The sequence below is a fragment of the Janthinobacterium sp. SUN026 genome (genome assembly GCF_030397625.1).
Lineage (GTDB): Bacteria > Pseudomonadota > Gammaproteobacteria > Burkholderiales > Burkholderiaceae_D > Janthinobacterium > Janthinobacterium kumbetense.
The window spans coordinates 726,407-744,771 of record NZ_JAPQNU010000002.1; the positions used below are offsets into that span (position 1 = coordinate 726,407).

The 18,365-nt window shown below is 60.6% G+C and carries 17 protein-coding genes; 2 read left to right on the forward strand and 15 right to left on the reverse strand.

Features of this window, described 5'->3' with window-relative positions; genetic code table 11:
* Positions 1 to 24: 24 nt before the first annotated feature.
* The 5 genes from OX459_RS12810 to OX459_RS12830 all read right to left on the reverse strand — a co-directional run bounded on the left by OX459_RS12810 (position 25) and on the right by OX459_RS12830 (position 6,171).
* Complete coding sequence (locus tag OX459_RS12810; protein WP_289905326.1) at positions 25 to 1,797, reverse strand: ShlB/FhaC/HecB family hemolysin secretion/activation protein; 1,773 nt, start codon at positions 1,795 to 1,797, stop codon at positions 25 to 27.
* A gap of 261 nt (positions 1,798 to 2,058) precedes the next feature.
* The gene (guaA, locus tag OX459_RS12815) at positions 2,059 to 3,669 is read right to left on the reverse strand and encodes a glutamine-hydrolyzing GMP synthase (protein WP_034777714.1); all 1,611 of its coding nucleotides are present in this window, start codon (positions 3,667 to 3,669) and stop codon (positions 2,059 to 2,061) included.
* Between the two features lie 176 nt (positions 3,670 to 3,845).
* Positions 3,846 to 5,306, reverse strand: a complete 1,461-nt coding sequence (gene guaB, locus OX459_RS12820) for an IMP dehydrogenase (RefSeq protein WP_034752206.1) — start codon at positions 5,304 to 5,306, stop codon at positions 3,846 to 3,848.
* A 144-nt stretch (positions 5,307 to 5,450) separates the two neighbouring features.
* Positions 5,451 to 5,747, reverse strand: coding sequence for an RnfH family protein (locus tag OX459_RS12825; RefSeq protein WP_289905327.1), 297 nt, complete (start codon positions 5,745 to 5,747; stop codon positions 5,451 to 5,453).
* Positions 5,740 to 6,171: a type II toxin-antitoxin system RatA family toxin gene (locus OX459_RS12830; protein WP_034752216.1), complete on the reverse strand. Its 432-nt coding sequence runs from the start codon at positions 6,169 to 6,171 to the stop codon at positions 5,740 to 5,742. Before OX459_RS12830 ends, OX459_RS12825 begins: the two co-directional genes overlap by 8 nt.
* A gap of 93 nt (positions 6,172 to 6,264) precedes the next feature.
* Here OX459_RS12830 and smpB point away from each other — a divergent pair, with 93 nt between their 5' ends.
* Entirely contained in the window at positions 6,265 to 6,714 is a 450-nt protein-coding gene (gene smpB, locus OX459_RS12835) for an SsrA-binding protein SmpB (RefSeq protein WP_034784131.1), read from the forward strand.
* A gap of 313 nt (positions 6,715 to 7,027) precedes the next feature.
* On the opposite strand, the gene OX459_RS12840 is transcribed toward smpB, so the two are convergent.
* From OX459_RS12840 to ppsA, 5 genes are all read right to left on the reverse strand, one after another.
* Positions 7,028 to 7,336 (reverse strand): H-NS histone family protein, encoded by a 309-nt coding sequence (locus OX459_RS12840; protein WP_010397665.1) that lies wholly within the window; start codon positions 7,334 to 7,336, stop codon positions 7,028 to 7,030.
* A 634-nt stretch (positions 7,337 to 7,970) separates the two neighbouring features.
* Positions 7,971 to 8,915 carry a stomatin-like protein gene (locus tag OX459_RS12845; protein WP_099664320.1) on the reverse strand — a complete coding sequence of 315 codons (945 nt, stop codon included), beginning with the start codon at positions 8,913 to 8,915 and terminating at the stop codon, positions 7,971 to 7,973.
* 15 nt (positions 8,916 to 8,930) lie between these two features.
* Entirely contained in the window at positions 8,931 to 9,347 is a 417-nt protein-coding gene (locus OX459_RS12850) for an NfeD family protein (RefSeq protein ID WP_099664321.1), read from the reverse strand.
* Between the two features lie 177 nt (positions 9,348 to 9,524).
* Positions 9,525 to 10,022: a Dps family protein gene (locus tag OX459_RS12855; RefSeq protein ID WP_289905328.1), complete on the reverse strand. Its 498-nt coding sequence runs from the start codon at positions 10,020 to 10,022 to the stop codon at positions 9,525 to 9,527.
* 146 nt (positions 10,023 to 10,168) lie between these two features.
* Complete coding sequence (gene ppsA / locus OX459_RS12860) at positions 10,169 to 12,601, reverse strand: phosphoenolpyruvate synthase (RefSeq protein WP_077409088.1); 2,433 nt, start codon at positions 12,599 to 12,601, stop codon at positions 10,169 to 10,171.
* A 152-nt stretch (positions 12,602 to 12,753) separates the two neighbouring features.
* Here ppsA and OX459_RS12865 point away from each other — a divergent pair, with 152 nt between their 5' ends.
* On the forward strand, positions 12,754 to 13,602 hold the full coding sequence (locus OX459_RS12865; protein WP_035818186.1) for a pyruvate, water dikinase regulatory protein: 849 nt from the start codon (positions 12,754 to 12,756) through the stop codon (positions 13,600 to 13,602).
* A 124-nt stretch (positions 13,603 to 13,726) separates the two neighbouring features.
* Here OX459_RS12865 and OX459_RS12870 read toward each other — a convergent pair whose 3' ends face one another.
* From OX459_RS12870 to lpxA, 5 genes are read right to left on the reverse strand one after another with little or no spacing between them, the layout of a single operon-like run.
* The gene (locus OX459_RS12870) at positions 13,727 to 14,929 is read right to left on the reverse strand and encodes an aminotransferase class V-fold PLP-dependent enzyme (protein WP_289905329.1); all 1,203 of its coding nucleotides are present in this window, start codon (positions 14,927 to 14,929) and stop codon (positions 13,727 to 13,729) included.
* Positions 14,930 to 14,940: 11 nt separating this feature from the next.
* Positions 14,941 to 15,726, reverse strand: coding sequence for an RNA methyltransferase (locus OX459_RS12875; protein WP_251349116.1), 786 nt, complete (start codon positions 15,724 to 15,726; stop codon positions 14,941 to 14,943).
* Entirely contained in the window at positions 15,723 to 16,361 is a 639-nt protein-coding gene (gene rnhB, locus OX459_RS12880; protein ID WP_289905330.1) for a ribonuclease HII, read from the reverse strand. The genes OX459_RS12875 and rnhB overlap by 4 nt, the downstream gene beginning before the upstream one ends.
* A gap of 44 nt (positions 16,362 to 16,405) precedes the next feature.
* Positions 16,406 to 17,590 (reverse strand): lipid-A-disaccharide synthase, encoded by a 1,185-nt coding sequence (lpxB, locus tag OX459_RS12885; RefSeq protein ID WP_289905331.1) that lies wholly within the window; start codon positions 17,588 to 17,590, stop codon positions 16,406 to 16,408.
* Positions 17,574 to 18,365: an acyl-ACP--UDP-N-acetylglucosamine O-acyltransferase gene (lpxA, locus tag OX459_RS12890; protein ID WP_034784140.1), complete on the reverse strand. Its 792-nt coding sequence runs from the start codon at positions 18,363 to 18,365 to the stop codon at positions 17,574 to 17,576. The genes lpxB and lpxA overlap by 17 nt, the downstream gene beginning before the upstream one ends.

Consider the following 18,365-nt stretch of genomic DNA (forward strand, 5'->3'; position numbering starts at 1 on the left):
GCTGAATAGTCGCGGTGTCTCACATTAATAACTGGCGTTCAGGCTGAAACCGGCCGTATGGCTGGCCGTGCGGAAGAGTTCAGGCTTGTGCACGGGCCAGCCGACAAAGGCGTCGTACTGCACGCCCAGCCATTGCCCCCGCAAGCCGACGAAGCCGCCCGTCAGGCGGCGCGCGATCAGCCATTCCGCGGACGGCCCGGATACCTCGCCATGATCGAGTCCCGCATACGCTTGCTGGCCGCTGCTGCCCAGCGGCACGCCGACTTCATTGCGCAGCAGCCAGCCACGCTCGGCCGACAGGCTGCTTTCGCCGTCATAGCCGCGCACCGTGTAGCGCCCGCCGATGGCGAAGCGGTCTTGCGGCACCAGCGGCGTACGGTTGTGCTGCGTGCGCCAGCTGCCCGTGTAGTGCAGCGGCTGGCCAGCCAGCGTGAACGGCGCCGACACGGCCGCGTCGGCCAGCAGCAAGCGCATGCGCGAGGTGCCCTCGCCAAACGCTTCCTCAGGCGCGGCCAGCGCCTCCATCGCGCCCGTGCCGCGCCGGTATTGCAGGTTGACGTCAAACGTGGCCTGGCCGAAGAATTCGCGGTGGCCGATGCCGACTTCCCAACCGGCCATACGACGACGCTGCACTTCCACTTCCGTGTCATCGATGAAGTTTTGCGCGGAACGCTGCCAGCCCCGTAGCGACACAGTCGTCTTGCGCGAGGCGTCGCGGTACACCAGCCGCGACAACTTGACTTCGCGATTCTGGCTGGCGCCGCTGTAGTTGTAGTCCTGGCTGATGCCGGCAACGGACTGGTGGTAATGGCTGTCGCTGACCGTGAAGGCCAGCAGCCAGTAAGCATAGGGAATCGAATAGTGGGCCACCATGCCGGCCGTGCCGCGCGGGCCGTCGCGGTCGCCGTCGACGTTCTGATTCAGGCTCAGGTAAAACAGGTCGTTCAGGGTCAGCCAGTGGTCATACGACAGGGTCACGCTGCCCTGCAGCTTGCCCGTCGAGCGCGAACCGCCATCGTCGAGGCCCAGCGCCAAACGGAATGGCAAGCCCTGCTTCCACTGGATCTGCAAGTCGCTCTCGCCCGGTTTCTCATTGCCGCCCTCGGCCGGCATGATCTGGATATCGGCCTCGGCCGTCGGCACGCGCTTGAAGTTTTCCAGCGCCTGTTCCGTATCGCGGACATTGAGCAAGTCGCCCGGGCGCGCCGGCACGGCATTCCACCACGTGGCGCGGGGATTCGTGCCGGGCGCAAAGCCGATCTGGCGGATACGCCCCGATATCACGCTCAAGGCCAGCGTCCCCTTGCTCAAATCCTGCGGTTCCGCCAGCACGCGCGTCGTGACATAGCCACGCGCGATGATGGCGTTCTGCAGCCGGCCCATCAGTACATTGATGGCCTGCGTGCCCAGGCAGCGCCCCAGCGCAGAGTCCGGCACGCCCAGGTCGTCGCGCCCGGCGGCGGCCAGCGCCCACTGGAATTGCGCTGCGTCCTCGCCACGCAACACCAGCTGGTCAATCGTGAAGCATGGCGATTCGCCGGCGGGCAGGCGGTTGGCGGAGGCGGCCGCGGGCGCCTCGAGCAGGCGCACGTCGGGAGTGCGTTCCTGCTGCTGGCGCAGGAGGCGCTCACGTTCTTGCTGGCGGATCAGTTCTTGGCTGGCATCGTCGCGCTGGCTGGCGCCAGGCGGATTGGAAAGGGGCGGCGCGATTTCAGGACGGGTCTGCGCGGACACGGCGGCGCACAAGGTGCCGCTTAACAAAAATACACCGCACCATGGCGTCAAGCGCAGGTGCATATGTTGCCTCAAATAATTATTTATGTAAGGAAATTATAAAATAACCATTTCCATATAGCAACAATATTTATTTCTTGAGAACTTTACCTCTTTGGTAACTGCCTCTCATCTATCGAATTACCACTAGTAAACAGGCACGCGACCTCGTGGCGTCAAAGCAGGCAATGGGAGCCCCGGCATCGAGGCCATAAAAAAAGCCCTGTAGAAACAGGGCTTTCACTTACTCAGTCATTCCGGGATGTAAAGCTTCCTAGAGGAAACTTACTCCCATTCGATAGTCGCCGGCGGCTTGCCCGAAATATCATAGACGACGCGGTTGATGCCGCGCACTTCATTGATGATGCGGTTGGAGACCTTGCCCAGCAAGCTGTGCGGCAAGTGCGCCCAATGGGCCGTCATGAAGTCTTGCGTTTGCACGGCGCGCAGGGCCACTACGTATTCGTAGGTACGGCCATCGCCCATCACGCCCACCGATTTGACGGGCAGGAAGACGGCGAACGCCTGGCTGGTCGCTTCGTACCAGTTCGCTGGCAGCGCGTCCGGGTCGACGGCCTGGCCGGCGACGAACTCGTACGGCGTGTTGCGCAGCTCTTCGATGAAGATGGCATCGGCGCGGCGCAGCAGGTCGGCATAGTCTTTCTTGACTTCGCCGAGGATGCGCACACCCAGGCCCGGGCCCGGGAATGGGTGGCGGTAGACCATGTCATGCGGCAAGCCGAGCGCGACGCCCAGTTTGCGCACTTCATCCTTGAACAGTTCGCGCAAGGGTTCGAGCAATTTGAGCTTCATGGTGTCCGGCAAGCCGCCCACGTTGTGGTGGCTCTTGATGGTCTGGCCCTTTTTACCTTTGCCGGCCGATTCGATCACGTCCGGGTAAATCGTGCCTTGCGCCAGCCATTTGGCGTTGACCAACTTGCCCGATTCGACCTGGAAGACTTCGACGAATTCGCGGCCGATGATCTTGCGCTTTTGCTCGGGGTCGGTGACGCCGGCCAAATGGCCCATGAACTGGTCTTCCGCATCGACGCGGATGACTTTCACGCCCAGGTTCTTGGCGAACATGTCCATCACCATCTTGCCTTCGTCCAGGCGCAGCAGGCCGTGGTCGACGAAGACGCAGGTCAGCTGGTCACCGATGGCGCGGTGGATCAGGGCAGCCGCGACGGACGAATCGACGCCGCCGGACAGGCCCAGAATGACGTCGTCGCTACCGACTTGCGCACGGATCTTTTCCACCGCTTCGCTGATGTAGTCAGGCATGTTCCAGTCCGACTTGCAGCCGCAGATTTCATGCACGAAGCGGCCGATCATGGCCTTGCCCTGCACCGTGTGCGTCACTTCCGGGTGGAATTGCACGCCGTAGAACTGGCGCTCTTCGTCGGCCATGGCGGCGATCGGGCAGCTCGGGGTGTTGCCCATCAGCTTGAAGCCTGGCGGCATTTCCAGCACCTTGTCGCCGTGGCTCATCCACACTTTCAGCATGCCGTGGCCTTCATCGGTGACGAAGTCGGCAATACCGTTGAGCAACTTGGTATGGCTGCGGGCGCGTACTTCGGCGTAGCCGAATTCGCGCACCAGGCCGTTTTCCACCTTGCCGCCCAGCTGGGCCGCCATGGTTTGCATACCGTAGCAGATGCCCAGCACGGGCACGCCCAGCTCGAACACGGCTTGCGGCGCGCGCGGCGAATCGCCGTCCAGGGTGGAATTGTGGCTGCCCGACAGAATCACGCCGGCGGCGCCGTAGTTGCGCACGAATTCGTCGCTGACGTCATACGGGAAGACTTCGGAAAACACGCCGGAATCGCGCACGCGGCGGGCGATCAACTGGGTGACTTGGGAACCGAAATCGAGAATGAGGATTTTAGAGTGCATGGTCGGAGCTTTATTCAGGGTCAATTGCAAAACCGGCGCACTGGGCGCCGGTCTGGACTTTCGCTACCACAATAGCGTAGCTGGAAAACTGTTCAGGGCAAGGCGCAGTGCCGAAGACAGTACGAATAGTACGGCGAGGCACTGGAACGCAGCCTTGGACAGTTTCTCCAGTACACTTACTCGGAGCGGTAGTTAGGCGCTTCTTTCGTGATCTGCACATCATGGACATGCGACTCGCGCATGCCGGCCGAGGTGATTTCCACGAATTCCGCTTTTTCGCGCAGTTCGTCGATGGTAGCGCAACCGCAGTAACCCATCGATTGACGCACGCCGCCCACCAGCTGGAAGATGATCGCCAGCACACTGCCCTTGTAGGCCACGCGGCCTTCGATACCTTCAGGCACGAACTTGTCGGCCTTCATCGTGGCGTCCTGGAAATAACGGTCAGCCGAGCCATCGGACATCGCGCCCAGCGAACCCATGCCGCGGTACGACTTGTAGCTGCGGCCCTGGTACAGGATCACTTCGCCCGGTGCTTCTTCCGTACCGGCAAACATGGAACCCATCATGACGGTCGAGGCGCCAGCGGCCAGCGCTTTCGAGATGTCGCCCGAGAAGCGGATACCGCCGTCGGCGATACATGGCACGCCCGTGCCTTCCAGTGCTTCAGCCACATTCGAGATGGCCGTGATTTGCGGCACGCCCACACCGGCGACGATACGCGTGGTGCAGATGGAGCCAGGGCCAATGCCGACCTTGACCGCATCGGCGCCGTATTCGACCAGCGCCTTGGCGGCAGCAGCCGTAGCGATGTTGCCGCCAATCACTTCGACTTGCGGATACTTGGTCTTGATCCAGCGTACGCGGTCGAGGATGCCTTGCGAGTGGCCGTGGGCAGTATCGACCACCAGCACGTCGACGCCGGCAGCGACCAGCAGGTCGATGCGCTCTTCATCCTTGGCACCTACGCCGACGGCAGCGCCGACCAGCAGCTTGCCCTGGCTGTCTTTCGACGCGAACGGGTGGGAAGTCGACTTCTGGATATCCTTGACGGTGATCAGACCGCGCAGTTCGAATGCGTCGTTGACGACCAGCACGCGCTCCAGGCGGTGCTTGTTCATCAGGCGCTTGGCTTCGGCCGTATCGGCGTCTTCCTTGACGACCACGAGTTTTTCGCGCGGGGTCATCTTGGCGGAAGCTTCCGCGTCGAGTTCCTGCTCAAAGCGCAAATCGCGGTTGGTGATGATGCCGACGACTTCCTTGCCTTTGACAACAGGGAAACCGCTGATGCCGTATTGTTCCGTCAGGGCGATCACGTCGCGGATTTTCATTTCCGGCGGAATCGTGATCGGGTCGCGCAGCACGCCGGCTTCGAAACGCTTCACGCGGGCCACTTCACGTGCCTGGTCTTTCGGATTCAAATTCTTGTGAATGATGCCGATGCCGCCTTCCTGGGCCATCGCGATCGCGAGGCGGGCTTCCGTCACCGTATCCATGGCTGCGGACAGCAAGGGAATATTCAGGGTGATATTGCGGGTCAGGCGAGTTTTGAGGGACGTATCGGCGGGCAGAACGTTGGAGTAGGCTGGGACGAGCAGCACGTCATCGAATGTGAGTGCTTTTTGAAGTAGACGCATAGCATTTCCTATTGGCGCAAAAGCAGATTATACAGAAAAAAGCGCCCTCCGTCCTTGCAGCATAGAAAAGATATTTGGAAATAGCAAAAAAAATGTCCCGCCAGGGCCTGCCGCAAGCCGCAGCCCTGCCCTCTTCCAGACCCGTCAGGTCTTGGCGGGCTTGCCGCTGGCACGCCGACGGCGCGCTTCTTTCGGGTCCGCCTGCAGCGGACGGTACACCTCGATCCGGTCATGCTCGCGCAAGACGGTGTCCAACGACTTCTTCTTGCCATAGATGCCGACCATATTCACGGCCAGGTCGATGCCGGGGACTTCCTGCAGCAAGCCGCTCTGCTCCACCGCCTGCCCGATGGTGGCGCCTGCAGACACCGTCAAGGTGCGCAGGAAGCTGCTATCGGGCAAGGCATGGCAGACTTGCACCTGGATGCTCACTTCAGCCATACACGGTCTCCGCGCGCTTGCAGAAGGAATCGACCATGCTGTTGGCGATCATGCCGAAGACGGGGCCGATGATCTGCTCGAGCACACGGCTGGAAAACTCGTAGTGCAGGTCCAGTTCGATCTTGCACGCATCTTCACGCAGGGCCTTGAAGGTCCACACGCCGTCGAGGGTCTTGAAAGGACCGTCCACCAGCTTCATCTTGATGGAGCTCGGCGGCACGTTCTCGTTGGACGTGGTGAAGCTTTGGCGCACGCCGTGGTAATGTATGCCCACGCTGGCGACGACCGTGTTCTCGCCCCGCTCGCGAATCTCGACCGCACCGCACCAGGGCAGGAATTTGGGATAATCCTCCACCGCCGCCACCAGCGCGAACATTTGTTCGGCGCTATAGCCGAGAAAAACTGATTTATGTACTACTGCCATTGAAGAACCATTTGCTATGATGTTGGATACATTTGATTTTATCGCGCTTGCGCGAGACAGTAGTTTAACCGACCCGCGCACATTTACCATCTCATGACCATAGCAGACAACAGAAAAGCCTTCCACGACTACTTTATCGAGGATCGCTACGAAGCCGGCATCGTGCTGGAAGGCTGGGAAGTCAAAGCCATCCGCGACGCCCGCGTACAAATCAAGGAAGCCTACGTTGTCGTCCGCGGCGATGAACTCTTCCTGTTCGGCGCGCATATCAGCGCCCTGCCGACCGCCTCTACCCACATCCACCCGGAAGCCGTACGCACGCGCAAGCTGCTGCTGCACCGTGCGGAAATGGATAAACTGATCGGCAAGGTGGAACGCTCCGGCTATACGCTGGTGCCGCTCAACCTGCACTACAAGGGCGGCCGCGTAAAATGCGAAATCGGCCTGGCCAAGGGCAAGAAACAACACGACAAGCGGGCAGCGGAACGCGACCGCGACGGCGCGCGCGAAGTGCAGGCGGCAATGAAGTCGCACCGCCGCTGATCCGGCACCACGCGCAGCGATCTGCGCCAATACCACCAAGCCCGGCTATATGCCGGGTTTTATTTTGCCGGTACCTGCGGCAAACGGAAATGCACAGCGCAATGGGATGAAAACAGGAAAAGGAAGAGATACTGCGGGAATAAGACAGGCATTATCGAAAATACCATGGAGATAAGCGAATGAATCAGCTTTGCCTGCCTGGCCAAAGACGATTAATCAGGAAAGTTCCGGATGCTTGCATGCTGCCTTGTACTACACCTGTACTACTCCACAGGACAAGCATCCGAATGAACGGTTTGTTAAACCTTCAGGATCAAACCTTCAGCAGATCGCGCGACTTGCCCGAATCGGTCCACTCTTTGACCCATTTCGGTTGACGGCCACGGCCAGTCCATTGCTGCGTCGCATCATCCGGATTGCGATAGCGTACTGCGACCGTGCCGGTTTTAGCGCGGATACCGGTACCAACCAGATCTTTTACGGAAACGCCAACGCTCTGGGCGATTGCCAGGATTTGTTCACGCGCTTTGGACAGATCGTCCTGTTCGCGTTTCTTCATTTGCTTCTTGATGTCGTCCTGCAAGGTGCGCAGTTCGGACAGGGATAAGCTGGACAGATCCATGATATTTCCTTGTGTGAGTTGAAAAATATAACTGAACAGTTAAATTCTATCCAATTGTAACGCGACTGAGGTGATTTTTCTTGAGATTTGATTGTTTTTTACAATTCTTTTACCAAAAACCCGACTTCCCCGACCTTCAGATGATGTAAGTCTTCAATCCAGGGAGCGGACATAGCGCCGGACCGACTGTCTGCGCCGACTTCCCTTCCTTGTGCGATCGCGATTCAATGCAGCACCATCGGCAGTATTTATTTTGCAGCACTTTCTGCTTCATTGCAATTTATAGTAATCATAAATTGCAATTCAAAATATACATGGGAGCAATACTATCGCCAATGATGCATCGATTCCCAAACACTACTCAAGTATCCGCCGCGGATATCGGTTAAATCATCGCAATGCATAAGCAGCAGATTCTACTTCAATCAAAAAGATAAGCGTCGCACGACAGCATATAATCCCGAAAGTGCGCACAGCATAGCATAAAGAAAATATTTTCAACATTGCCATTTAGAACGCAGATACTCGAGCCCTGTTGCCAGCATATATTCCAGCAGCGCAAATGAAAACTGCCCGCGATATGGCGGGCAGTTTTGACGACTAACTTGCTACGAGTTTGCTATTCACCAGGCAATCAGGGAATAGCCACGCCGCTTTTCGGCTTTTGCGTTTTCACCACCTGCATCGCCGTGGCGATCAAACCGCTCATATCGCCCAGATTGGCCGGCACGATAATCGAGTTATTTGTTTTCGCCAATTGCGCGAACGCGCCCACATACTGCTCGGCCACTTTCAGGTTGACGGCATCTTCGCCGCCCGGCTCGCGGATGGCGGCGCCCACCTGGCGCAGCGCTTCGGCACTGGCTTGCGCCAGTGCGACGATGGCCGTGGCCTGGCCTTCGGCGCGGTTGATCGACGCCTGCTTTTCGCCTTCCGAGCGGGCAATCGCCGCTTCGCGCTCGCCGCTGGCGATATTGATCTGCTCCTGCTTGCGCCCTTCCGAGGCGGCAATCAGCGCACGCTTTTCGCGTTCAGCCGTAATCTGCGCCTGCATCGCATGCAGGATTTCCTTGGGCGGCGTCAAATCCTTGATTTCATAGCGCAATACCTTGACGCCCCAATTCGCCGCCGATTCATCGATGGCATTCACGATGGCCGTATTGATATGGTCGCGTTCTTCAAATGTCTTGTCGAGTTCCATTTTACCGATCACCGAACGCAAGGTCGTTTGCGCCAGTTGCGTAATGGCGGCGATATAATTCGACGAGCCATACGAAGCACGCATGGCGTCGGTAATCTGGAAATACAGAATGCCATCGACCTGCAATTGCGTATTGTCGCGCGTAATACATACCTGCGGCGGCACGTCGAGCGGAATTTCCTTGAGCACGTGCTTATAGGCGATACGGTCGACAAAAGGCACGACGATATTCAAGCCAGGGCCCAATACCGCATGGAACTTGCCCAAGCGCTCCACCACCCAGGCATGCTGCTGCGGTACCACATTGACCGTCTTGAAGACAAATACCAATGCCAACAATAACAAGATCAACGACATGCTTCCGATGCTTACTTCCATAATCTACTCTCCAGGTTATCCAACAATCAAACGGCTGCCACGCACGGCGCGTATGGTGTAATGGCCGGCTTGCGTATCGCTGCCGGGAATCAGTTCCACATCCCACAAGGCGCCACGGTACATGACGCGCGCCGCGCCATCGACCCAATGCGCGACCGCCACGCTTTGGCCGATATCGAGATTGACATTCGGATCCTGCGCCGCATCGCGCCGCGCCGCCTTGCCAAAACGGCTGCGCCGCAATAACAGGGTGGCCGCCACGCCGACAATGGCGGCCGTCAGGGCTTGCCAGCCGCCATTGCCGCCCGCCAGGGCCACCAGTCCTCCGGCACTGATACCGATGGCGATCATCAGCAAATAAAACGTGCCCGTAAACAGCTCCAGGATCAATACCGCGCCAGCCGCCACAAACCAGCCTACCCATTCAGCCATGATGCCTCCATCTTTGCGAATCCGAAAATAAAAAACCCCGCAGCCTATATAAGCGACGGGGTTTAATGCGTATTACTGCCTGATATTATTCTTGCCAAACACCTATATACAAACAGTCTAACGCAATTCCTGATGGCGTCAATAGGCAGGGGCGAATTAGCGCCGCAGGCCCGGCAATTACTCTTCCAGCAGGCTGCGCAGCATCCACGCCGTCTTTTCATGCAAATCGAGGCGCTGCGTGATCAGGTCGGCCGTCGGCTGGTCATTGGCTTTTTCCAGCAGCGGGAACAGGCGGCGCGCCGTGCGCGCAGTCGCTTCCTGTGCCGATACCAGGTGGCTGACCATGTCCAGCGCCGGCGGCACGCCGTCGATTTCCTTGATCGAGGCCAGCTTGACGAATTCCTTGTAGGTGCCGGGCGCAGGATAGCCGAGGGCGCGGATGCGCTCGGCGATCAGGTCCAGCGCGGTCCACTGTTCCGTGTATTGCGTCATGAACATCAGGTGCAGAGTGTTGAACATCGGCCCCTTGACGTTCCAGTGAAAATTATGGGTCATCAGGTACAAGGTGTAGCTGTCGGCCAGCAGGCCGGACAGGCCTTCCGCAATCTTCGCGCGGTCCGCCTCGGAAATGCCGATGTCGATCTTTGCCACTTTGCTCGGTTTCTTGCTTGCCATGAGAACTCCCGTTTCAATGTATTGGTGGAATCATTTTAGCTGATCTGGCGCAATGCCATCGAATACAGGCGTGCGCCGCATGGCAGGCATAAAAAAACCCGCTGCCGGGTGAGCGGCAGCGGGTTTTCAGAGGGCGGACAAGACGCTTACGCTTTCAGCGCAGCGAGCTTTTGCCAGGTATCGATCACCGAGTCCGGGTTCAGCGACATCGATTCGATGCCCTGCTCCATCAGCCAGACGGCGAAGTCCGGATGGTCGGAAGGACCCTGGCCGCAAATGCCGATGTACTTGCCGCGTGCCAGGCAAGCCTTGATGGCCAGGGCCAGCAGGGCTTTCACGGCAGGATCGCGCTCGTCGAAGTCGGCGGCCAGCAATTCCATGCCGGAATCGCGGTCCAGGCCCAGGGTCAGCTGGGTCAGGTCGTTCGAACCGATCGAGAAGCCGTCGAAATGGTCGAGGAACTGGTCGGCCAGGATGGCGTTCGACGGCACTTCGCACATCATGATGACGCGCAAGTCGTTCTCGCCGCGCTTCAAGCCATTCTTCGCCAGCAAGTCGATGACTTTCTCGGCCTGGCCCAGGGTGCGCACGAAGGGCACCATGATTTCCACGTTCGTCAGGCCCATGTCATTGCGCACACGCTTCATCGCTTCGCATTCCATGTTGAACGCTTCGGAGAAGTCGGCCGACAGGTAGCGCGCCGCGCCGCGGAAGCCCAGCATCGGGTTTTCCTCGTCCGGCTCGTAGCGCGAACCGCCGATCAGCTTCTTGTACTCGTTCGACTTGAAGTCGGACAGGCGCACGATGACTTTTTTCGGCCAGAACGCGGCGGCGATGGTGGCGATGCCTTCGGCCAGCTTGTCGATGTAGAACGCTTTTGGCGAAGCGTGGCCGCGCGCCACCGATTCCACGGCCTTTTTCAGGTCGGCATCGATGTTCGGGTATTCCAGGATCGCGCGTGGGTGCACACCAATATTGTTATTGATGATGAATTCCAGGCGCGCCAGGCCCACGCCGGCATTCGGCACGGACTGGAAGTCGAACGCCAGCTGCGGATTGCCCACGTTGAGCATGATCTTGGTGTCGAGCTTCGGCAATTCGCCGCGCGACACTTCCGACACTTCCGTTTCCAGCAAGCCATCGTAGATCTTGCCTTCGTCGCCTTCGGAGCACACCACGGTGACAAAGGTGCCGTCTTTCAGCACGTCGGTGGCGTTACCGCAGCCGACGACGGCAGGTACGCCCAGCTCACGCGCAATAATTGCCGCGTGGCAAGTACGACCGCCACGGTTGGTGACGATGGCCGAAGCGCGCTTCATGACCGGTTCCCAGTTCGGGTCCGTCATGTCGGCAACGAGCACGTCGCCTGGCTGCACGCGTTCCATGTCGGCCGGGTCGTGGATCACGCGCACGGGGCCGGCGCCGATCTTCTGGCCGATGGCGCGGCCGGAGGTCAGCACGGTGCCGGTGCTTTTCAGCTTGAAGCGTTCTTGCACGTCGGTCGCCTTTTGCTGCGACTTGACGGTTTCAGGACGCGCCTGCAGGATGTACAGCTTGCCGTCGCGACCATCCTTGCCCCACTCGATGTCCATCGGACGGCCGTAGTGGTTTTCGATGATGACGGCGTATTTGGCCAGTTCCACCACTTCACTGTCGTTCAGCGAGTAGCGGTTGCGCATTTCGACGGGCACATCGACGGTTTTCACGGAACGGCCGGCTTTCGCTTCGTTCGTGAATTCCATCTTCAGCAGTTTCGAGCCGATATTGCGGCGGATCACAGGCGACTTGCCTTTTTCCAGCATCGGCTTGTGCACATAGAATTCGTCGGGATTGACGGCGCCCTGCACCACGGTTTCGCCCAGGCCATAGCTGGAAGTGACGAAGACCACGTCCTTGAAGCCCGATTCGGTATCGATGGTAAACATCACGCCGGCCGCGCCCAGGTCGGAGCGCACCATGCGCTGCACGCCGGCCGACAAGGCTACTTCAGCGTGCGTAAAGCCCTTGTGCACGCGGTACGAGATGGCGCGGTCGTTGTACAGCGACGCGAACACCTGCTTCATGGCCTCGAGCACGTTGTCGATGCCGACCACGTTCAGGAAGGTTTCTTGCTGACCAGCAAAAGAAGCGTCCGGCAAGTCTTCCGCCGTGGCCGAGGAACGCACGGCAAACGACATTTCGGTGTCGGAATCGGCCACCAACTTGGCGTAGAACTGGTCGATTTCGGCGGCCAAGCGTGGCTGGAATGGTGTTTCCACGATCCATTGACGGATCTCGGCGCCGGCTTGCGCCAGCGAGCGCACGTCATCGATGTTCAGCCCTTCGAGGCGCTGAGCGATGCGTTCGGCCAGCGGCAAGCCGCCGTTGGCGCTATATGACAGGAAATCGCGGAATGCCTGCGCCGTGGTGGCAAAGCCACCGGGCACGCGCACGCCGGCTTCCGCCAGTTGGCTGATCATTTCGCCCAGGGAGGCGTTCTTGCCGCCGACGGATTCGACATCCGTCATGCGCAAATGCTCGAACGAGGCGACATACACCGCGTCCTTGTCTTCCTGCTGTTGCGATACTGCGTTGGTCATAATGACACCCTTACTGATGATAGAAATCTTTACGCGCGGCGCACAGACAGTCTTCTTGTTATTCTTGGCGTCGTGCAGCACAATCATACCGTTGCAGCCATTTTACCTTGTGCGGCGCAAATTGACGACGCACAATCTTGATCCGAAAACCCATGACACAAGAACCACGCCCTCCTCTGCCCTCCGCGGCCCGCACCGTCTTCTTCGTTTCCGACGGCACCGGCATCACCGCCGAGACGTTCGGCCACTCGGTGCTGACGCAGTTCGATCTGCGCTTCCGCCAGATCCGCCTGCCCTTCATCGATACCATGGACAAGGCCTACGAGGCGGCGCGCAAGATCAACGAAGCCTTCGCCACCGATGGCCAGCGCCCGATCATTTTCTCGACCCTGGTGAAGAACGACCTGTCGGCCGTGATCCGCAAGTCCAGCGGCATGCACATGGACCTGATCCAGACCTTTGTCGCCCCGCTGGAGCAGGAGCTGGGCGTGATGTCGACCCATACCATCGGGCGTTCGCACAACATCGTCGACAGCGAGGAATACAAGAACCGCATCGAGGCGATCAACTATTCGCTGGCGCACGACGATGGTCAGTCGCACAAGAACCTGTCCTCGGCCGATGTCATTCTGGTGGGTGTTTCGCGCTCTGGCAAGACCCCGACCAGCCTGTACCTGGCCATGCAATATGGCATCAAGGCGGCCAATTATCCGCTGATTCCCGACGATTTCGAGCGCGACAAGCTGCCATCGGCCTTGCTTGAATTTAAGAATAAAATTTTCGGATTGAGCATTACGCCCGAACGTTTGTCGGAAATACGCAACGAAAGACGCGCTGGAAGCAAGTATGCGGCCATCGAAAACTGCCGTTACGAGGTCAACGAGGCGGAAAAAATGATGAAACGCGAGGGTATCCGCTGGCTGTCGTCGACCACCAAGTCGATCGAAGAGATCTCCACGACGATCCTGCAGGAGATCAAGCCGAACCGCCGCGAGTACTAGAACGCTTGACCAAACCTGCTGCGCGTCGGTATAGGCGGCTTGCGATGCTCACCGGCTCGGCGCCCCCGTACCAAGTACGGTTGCGCTTCTCGGCCACCTCTCCCTTCCGCTCGCTACGGTTTTGTCAGGCGTTCGTTTCGCTCGAAAGCACCGTCAGCGCGGCGACCAGCTGATCGAGTTCACTGGTCTGCGTCGTGATGGCCACCGTGGCGCGCACGACATCGGTGTCGCCGATGTTGCGCTCCACCGTGAAGATGCCAAAGCGCTGCAGCAAGGTTTGCTGCAACTGGCGCGAGCTCATGCCGTCGACGGCAAAGGCCACCAGCGCCGTGCCCCGCTTCGCATCGAGCGGCGACAGCAGCCGCACGCCGGGCAGTTGCGCGGCGCGGCTGACCCAGTAATTGCGCAGCCAGGCCAGGCGCCCCATCTTGGCCGGCGTGCCGCCCAGGCGCGCATGGAAGTCCAATGCGGCAGGCGCGGCCAGGATGGCGCCGATCGGCGGCATGCCCATGTGCAGCCGGCCGCGGATATCATCCAACGGATAATCCTCGTCGCCAAAATGCGGCTCGATCTTGTGCAGCTGCGAGGCGCGGATATACACGACACCCAGTCCCGCCGGTGCCCCCAGCCATTTGTGCAGATTGAAACCGGCGAAATCGACGCCCATGGCCTGCACGTCCACGTCGACCTGCCCCAGCGCATGGGCGCTGTCGAGCAGCACGTCGATACCATGCTCGCGCGCCAGCGCCATGATCTCCCGCACCGGCAGTTGCTGACCGTTGGCCGGTGTCACCTGCGACAGCAGCAGCAATTTGGGCTGGACGACCTGGCGCATGGCTTGCGCGTAACGGGCGACGATCTCGTCATCGCTGATGGGCAAGCGCAATGTGACTTGCGTGCTGGTGACGCCACGGCGCTGCGCCAGCCAGCGCATGGCCGTGCGCATGGCCGGATAGTCGAGATTACTCCACAGCACCGTATCGCCGGGCGCCAGGCCGTGGTATTGCGTGATCAGCACCTGCATGGACTCGGTACCGCTGCGCGTCAGCAGGATTTCGTGCGGTTCGGCATGGATCAGTTCCGCGACGCGCCGGCGCAGGATATCCACATGCGTGCGCGTGAACTCGCCGCGCACGAAAGGACTCAGCTGTTCATTGGTGTAGCGCACGGCCTGCTCGAAGGCCGCTTGCACGGGCGCGGCCATGGCGCCGAAATAGCCGTGTTCGAGATTGACGATCGCGTCCGGCGGCGCAGGATACAAGGCGGCCACCTGGCACCACCAGGCCTCGTCCCGGGCCGCACCGTCGGCAAGCAGGGGGAAGGACATGGCTACCCTGTTCAGGCCTGGCCCTGGCGCAGCTGCTCGAAGAAGCAGACGGCGGCGCAGGCGGCCACGTTCAGCGATTCGATCTGGCCCAGGTGGGGAATGACCACCTGGTGCGTCGCCATCGACAGCAGATCGTCGGCCACGCCCTGCCCTTCATGGCCGAACAGCCAGGCGACGGGCTGGCGCAGGTCGACGTCGTACAATCGCTGCGTGGCATAGCCGCTGGTGGCGAGCGTCGCCACCTTGGCGCCGGAAACGAGCGCTGCCAGGTCGACGTTTTCAAAGATATCGAGCACGAAGTGCGCGCCCATCGCCGCGCGCAGCACCTTCGGCGACCAGCAGAAGGCCGTGCCGGCGCTGCAATACACCTGCGTGATGCCGGCGGCGGCCGCGCTGCGCAGGATGGAACCCACGTTGCCCGGATCTTGCAGGTTATCGAGCAGCACGGCCGACACGCTCAGCGGCTGCGTGACGGCCCGTTCCGGCGTCTCGATCAGAAACATCACGCCCACGCCGTGCTCGACCTGGCTCACGGCGTGATACAGCGCGTCGGGCAAGCCCAGCACATGCGCGCGCTGGCTTTCCAGCTGGCCGACGATGTCTGCCACTTCCGGGTTCTGCAAGGCGCTTTCGCTGACGATGCACTGCTCCGGCATGCCGCGCAGCTGCAGATAGGACTGGCACAGGTGCACGCCGTCGAGCAGGGTGCGGCCCGACTTGCGGCGCGCCTGCGAACTGCCCGCCAGTTTCAGCAAATCCTTGTATTGCGCATTGTCGCGCGAGGTAATCGTCTTCATGCCACCACCTCCTGCGCGCCAAACAGGGCGATCACGTTGCGCACGGGCGCGAACGAGCGGCGGTGCACGGGCGAGGCGCCGTGCAGGTGCAGGCGCTCCAGGTGCAATTTCGTGCCATAGCCCTTGTGCTGATCGAAGCAGTATTCGGGATAGGCCGCATGCAGGTGCACCAGTGCCGCGTCGCGCGCCGTCTTGGCCAGGATCGAGGCGGCGGAAATCGAATCGACCTTGTCGTCGCCGCCGATGATGGCCATGCCGCGTATCGGCATCACGGGGCAGCGGTTGCCGTCGATCAGGGCCAGGGTCGGCACGGTAGTCAAAGCCTCGACGGCACGGCGCATGGCCAGCATCGACGCCTGCAAAATGTTCAGGCGGTCGATTTCCTCTTCCGACGCTTCGGCGATGGCCCAGGCCAGGGCCTTGGCCTTGATTTTCGGCGCCAGCAGGTCGCGCCTGGCTTCGGTGAGCTTTTTCGAATCGCGCAAGCCGTCGATGGGCCGGTTCGGGTCGAGGATCACGGCGGCGGCGAACACGGGGCCGGCCAGCGGACCGCGCCCTGCCTCGTCGACACCGCAGATGATTTCATCGAGCGAGAATGGCAAGTCGTCAAACAGGCCGGGATAGATATTTTTCACGTTGAATCTTTGGTTGGTACTGCAGTTGAAGCGGTGATCGGGAGTTACTTGCGGTTGGCGGCGATGACTTGCATGACGGCGTTGGCGCTTTCGCGCGCGCTGTCGCGCAGCAAGCTGTGGTGCATGTCCGTGAAGCGCTGCACCAGGCGCAGGCGGCCCGGCACGTCGCTCAGCTGCTGCCACATGGCCTCGGCCAGCGCTTCCGGGCTGGCCGCGTTTTGCAGCAGCTCGGGCACCAGGTAGTCGCGCGCCAGGATATTCGGCAAACCGATCCACGGCTGGTAACCCATGTGGCGCATGATTTCCCACGACGCCCGCATCATCTTGTAGGCGATGACCATGGGTTTCTTGTACAACGCTACTTCCAGCGAGGCCGTGCCGGACGCCACCAGCACCGCATCGGCGGCGCAGATGGCCGTATGCGAGCCGCCATCCGTCAGCAGTATCTCGACGTCCTGCAGGCCCGCTTCGCGGATCAGCTGCAAAAAGTACTGGCGCTGTTTTTCACCGGCCATGGGCGCGACGAAACGCAGGGAGCGGTCGCGCGCCAGCAGCAGCTTGCAGGCAGCCACGAACGCCACCGTATTGTATTTGAGCTCGCCCATGCGGCTGCCCGGCATCAGGGTCACGACGTTCGCGTCGTCCGGCAAGCCCAGGGTGCGGCGCGCGGCCGCTTCGTCGGGCTGCAAGGGGATCATTTCGGCCAGCGGATGGCCGACATAGGTGACGGGCACGCCCGCCTTGCGGTAGATCTCTTCCTCGAACGGGAAGATCACCAGCATGTGCGAGACGGCCTTGATGATTTTCTTGATGCGCCCGCCGCGCCAGGCCCAGATCTGCGGCCCGATGTAGTGCACGGTGGGGATGCCGCCTTCCTTGAGCTGCTGTTCCAGGCCCAGATTGAAGCCGGGGTAATCGGCGCCGATGAAGACGGCGGGACGCTCGGCCAGCAACTGGTCGCGCAGCGCGTTCTGGATGCCCTTGATTTCGCGGTAGCGGGGAATGATTTCGAACAGGCCCCGTACCGTCAGCTTGTCGAGCGGCCAGTCGGATACAAAGCCCTGCTTGGCCATGTGCTCGCCGCCAATGCCGTGGAAGCGCGTGCCGGGCAGCTGCGGCACGAGGCCGGACAGCAGCCGGCTGGCCAGCAGGTCGCCCGACACCTCGCCGGCGACGATGGCGACGTTGGCGACAGCGAGGCCGCTGGCCTGGTCAGCGGACGATGCCACGCGAGGCCACGCCAAGGAATTCGCGCATGGCGCGAATGTGTTGCGCCACCTCGGGCGACGACGCCGCTTCTTCTTCGAACAGGGCTGCCTTCGATTCCTCCAGGGTCAGTCCCGAGCGGTAGATGAGTTTATACGCGGTACGGATGCCGTTGATCTGCTCGCGCGTAAAGCCGCGGCGTTTCAAGCCCTCGATATTGACGCCATGCGCCTGCGCCGGATTGCCGTTCAACAGCACAAAAGGCGGCACGTCCTGCGTCAGGCTGGTGCTCATGCCGACAAAGGCATGCGCACCGATCTTGCAGAACTGGTGCACGTTGGCGAAGCCGCTCATGATGACCCAGTCGCCGATCTCCACGTGGCCCGCCAACTGGGCGTTGTTCGAAAAGATGGTGTTATTGCCCACCAGGCAGTCGTGCGCCAGGTGCACGTATGCCGAAATCCAGTTGTCGTTGCCCAGGCGCGTCACGCCGCCGCCCTGCACGGTACCCGTGTTGAAGGTGCAGAATTCGCGGATGGTGTTGCGGTCGCCGATTTCCAGGCGCGTCGCCTCGCCCGCCCATTTTTTATCCTGCGGCTGCGCGCCGATGGAAGAAAACTGGAACAGGTGGTTGTCGCTGCCGATCGTCGTATGGCCGTCGATGACCACGTGCGGGCCGACCTTGGTGCCGGCGCCGATGCGCACATGCGGACCGATGATGGTGTACGGACCCACCTCGACCGAGCTGTCGAGCTCGGCCTTCGGATCGATGACTGCCGTGGAGTGGATGGCCGCCAT

Excerpts from the sequence above, each read along its gene's own strand:
- OX459_RS12810 (WP_289905326.1), bottom strand. The coding sequence starts at position 1,797 with ATGCACCTGCGCTTGACGCCATGGTGCGGTGTATTTTTGTTAAGCGGC.
- guaA (WP_034777714.1), bottom strand. The coding sequence starts at position 3,669 with ATGCACTCTAAAATCCTCATTCTCGATTTCGGTTCCCAAGTCACCCAG.
- guaB (WP_034752206.1), bottom strand. The coding sequence starts at position 5,306 with ATGCGTCTACTTCAAAAAGCACTCACATTCGATGACGTGCTGCTCGTC.
- OX459_RS12825 (WP_289905327.1), bottom strand. The coding sequence starts at position 5,747 with ATGGCTGAAGTGAGCATCCAGGTGCAAGTCTGCCATGCCTTGCCCGAT.
- OX459_RS12830 (WP_034752216.1), bottom strand. The coding sequence starts at position 6,171 with ATGGCAGTAGTACATAAATCAGTTTTTCTCGGCTATAGCGCCGAACAA.
- smpB (WP_034784131.1), top strand. The coding sequence starts at position 6,265 with ATGACCATAGCAGACAACAGAAAAGCCTTCCACGACTACTTTATCGAG.
- OX459_RS12840 (WP_010397665.1), bottom strand. The coding sequence starts at position 7,336 with ATGGATCTGTCCAGCTTATCCCTGTCCGAACTGCGCACCTTGCAGGAC.
- OX459_RS12845 (WP_099664320.1), bottom strand. The coding sequence starts at position 8,915 with ATGGAAGTAAGCATCGGAAGCATGTCGTTGATCTTGTTATTGTTGGCA.
- OX459_RS12850 (WP_099664321.1), bottom strand. The coding sequence starts at position 9,347 with ATGGCTGAATGGGTAGGCTGGTTTGTGGCGGCTGGCGCGGTATTGATC.
- OX459_RS12855 (WP_289905328.1), bottom strand. The coding sequence starts at position 10,022 with ATGGCAAGCAAGAAACCGAGCAAAGTGGCAAAGATCGACATCGGCATT.
- ppsA (WP_077409088.1), bottom strand. The coding sequence starts at position 12,601 with ATGACCAACGCAGTATCGCAACAGCAGGAAGACAAGGACGCGGTGTAT.
- OX459_RS12865 (WP_035818186.1), top strand. The coding sequence starts at position 12,754 with ATGACACAAGAACCACGCCCTCCTCTGCCCTCCGCGGCCCGCACCGTC.
- OX459_RS12870 (WP_289905329.1), bottom strand. The coding sequence starts at position 14,929 with ATGTCCTTCCCCCTGCTTGCCGACGGTGCGGCCCGGGACGAGGCCTGG.
- OX459_RS12875 (WP_251349116.1), bottom strand. The coding sequence starts at position 15,726 with ATGAAGACGATTACCTCGCGCGACAATGCGCAATACAAGGATTTGCTG.
- lpxA (WP_034784140.1), bottom strand. The coding sequence starts at position 18,365 with ATGGCGGCCATCCACTCCACGGCAGTCATCGATCCGAAGGCCGAGCTC.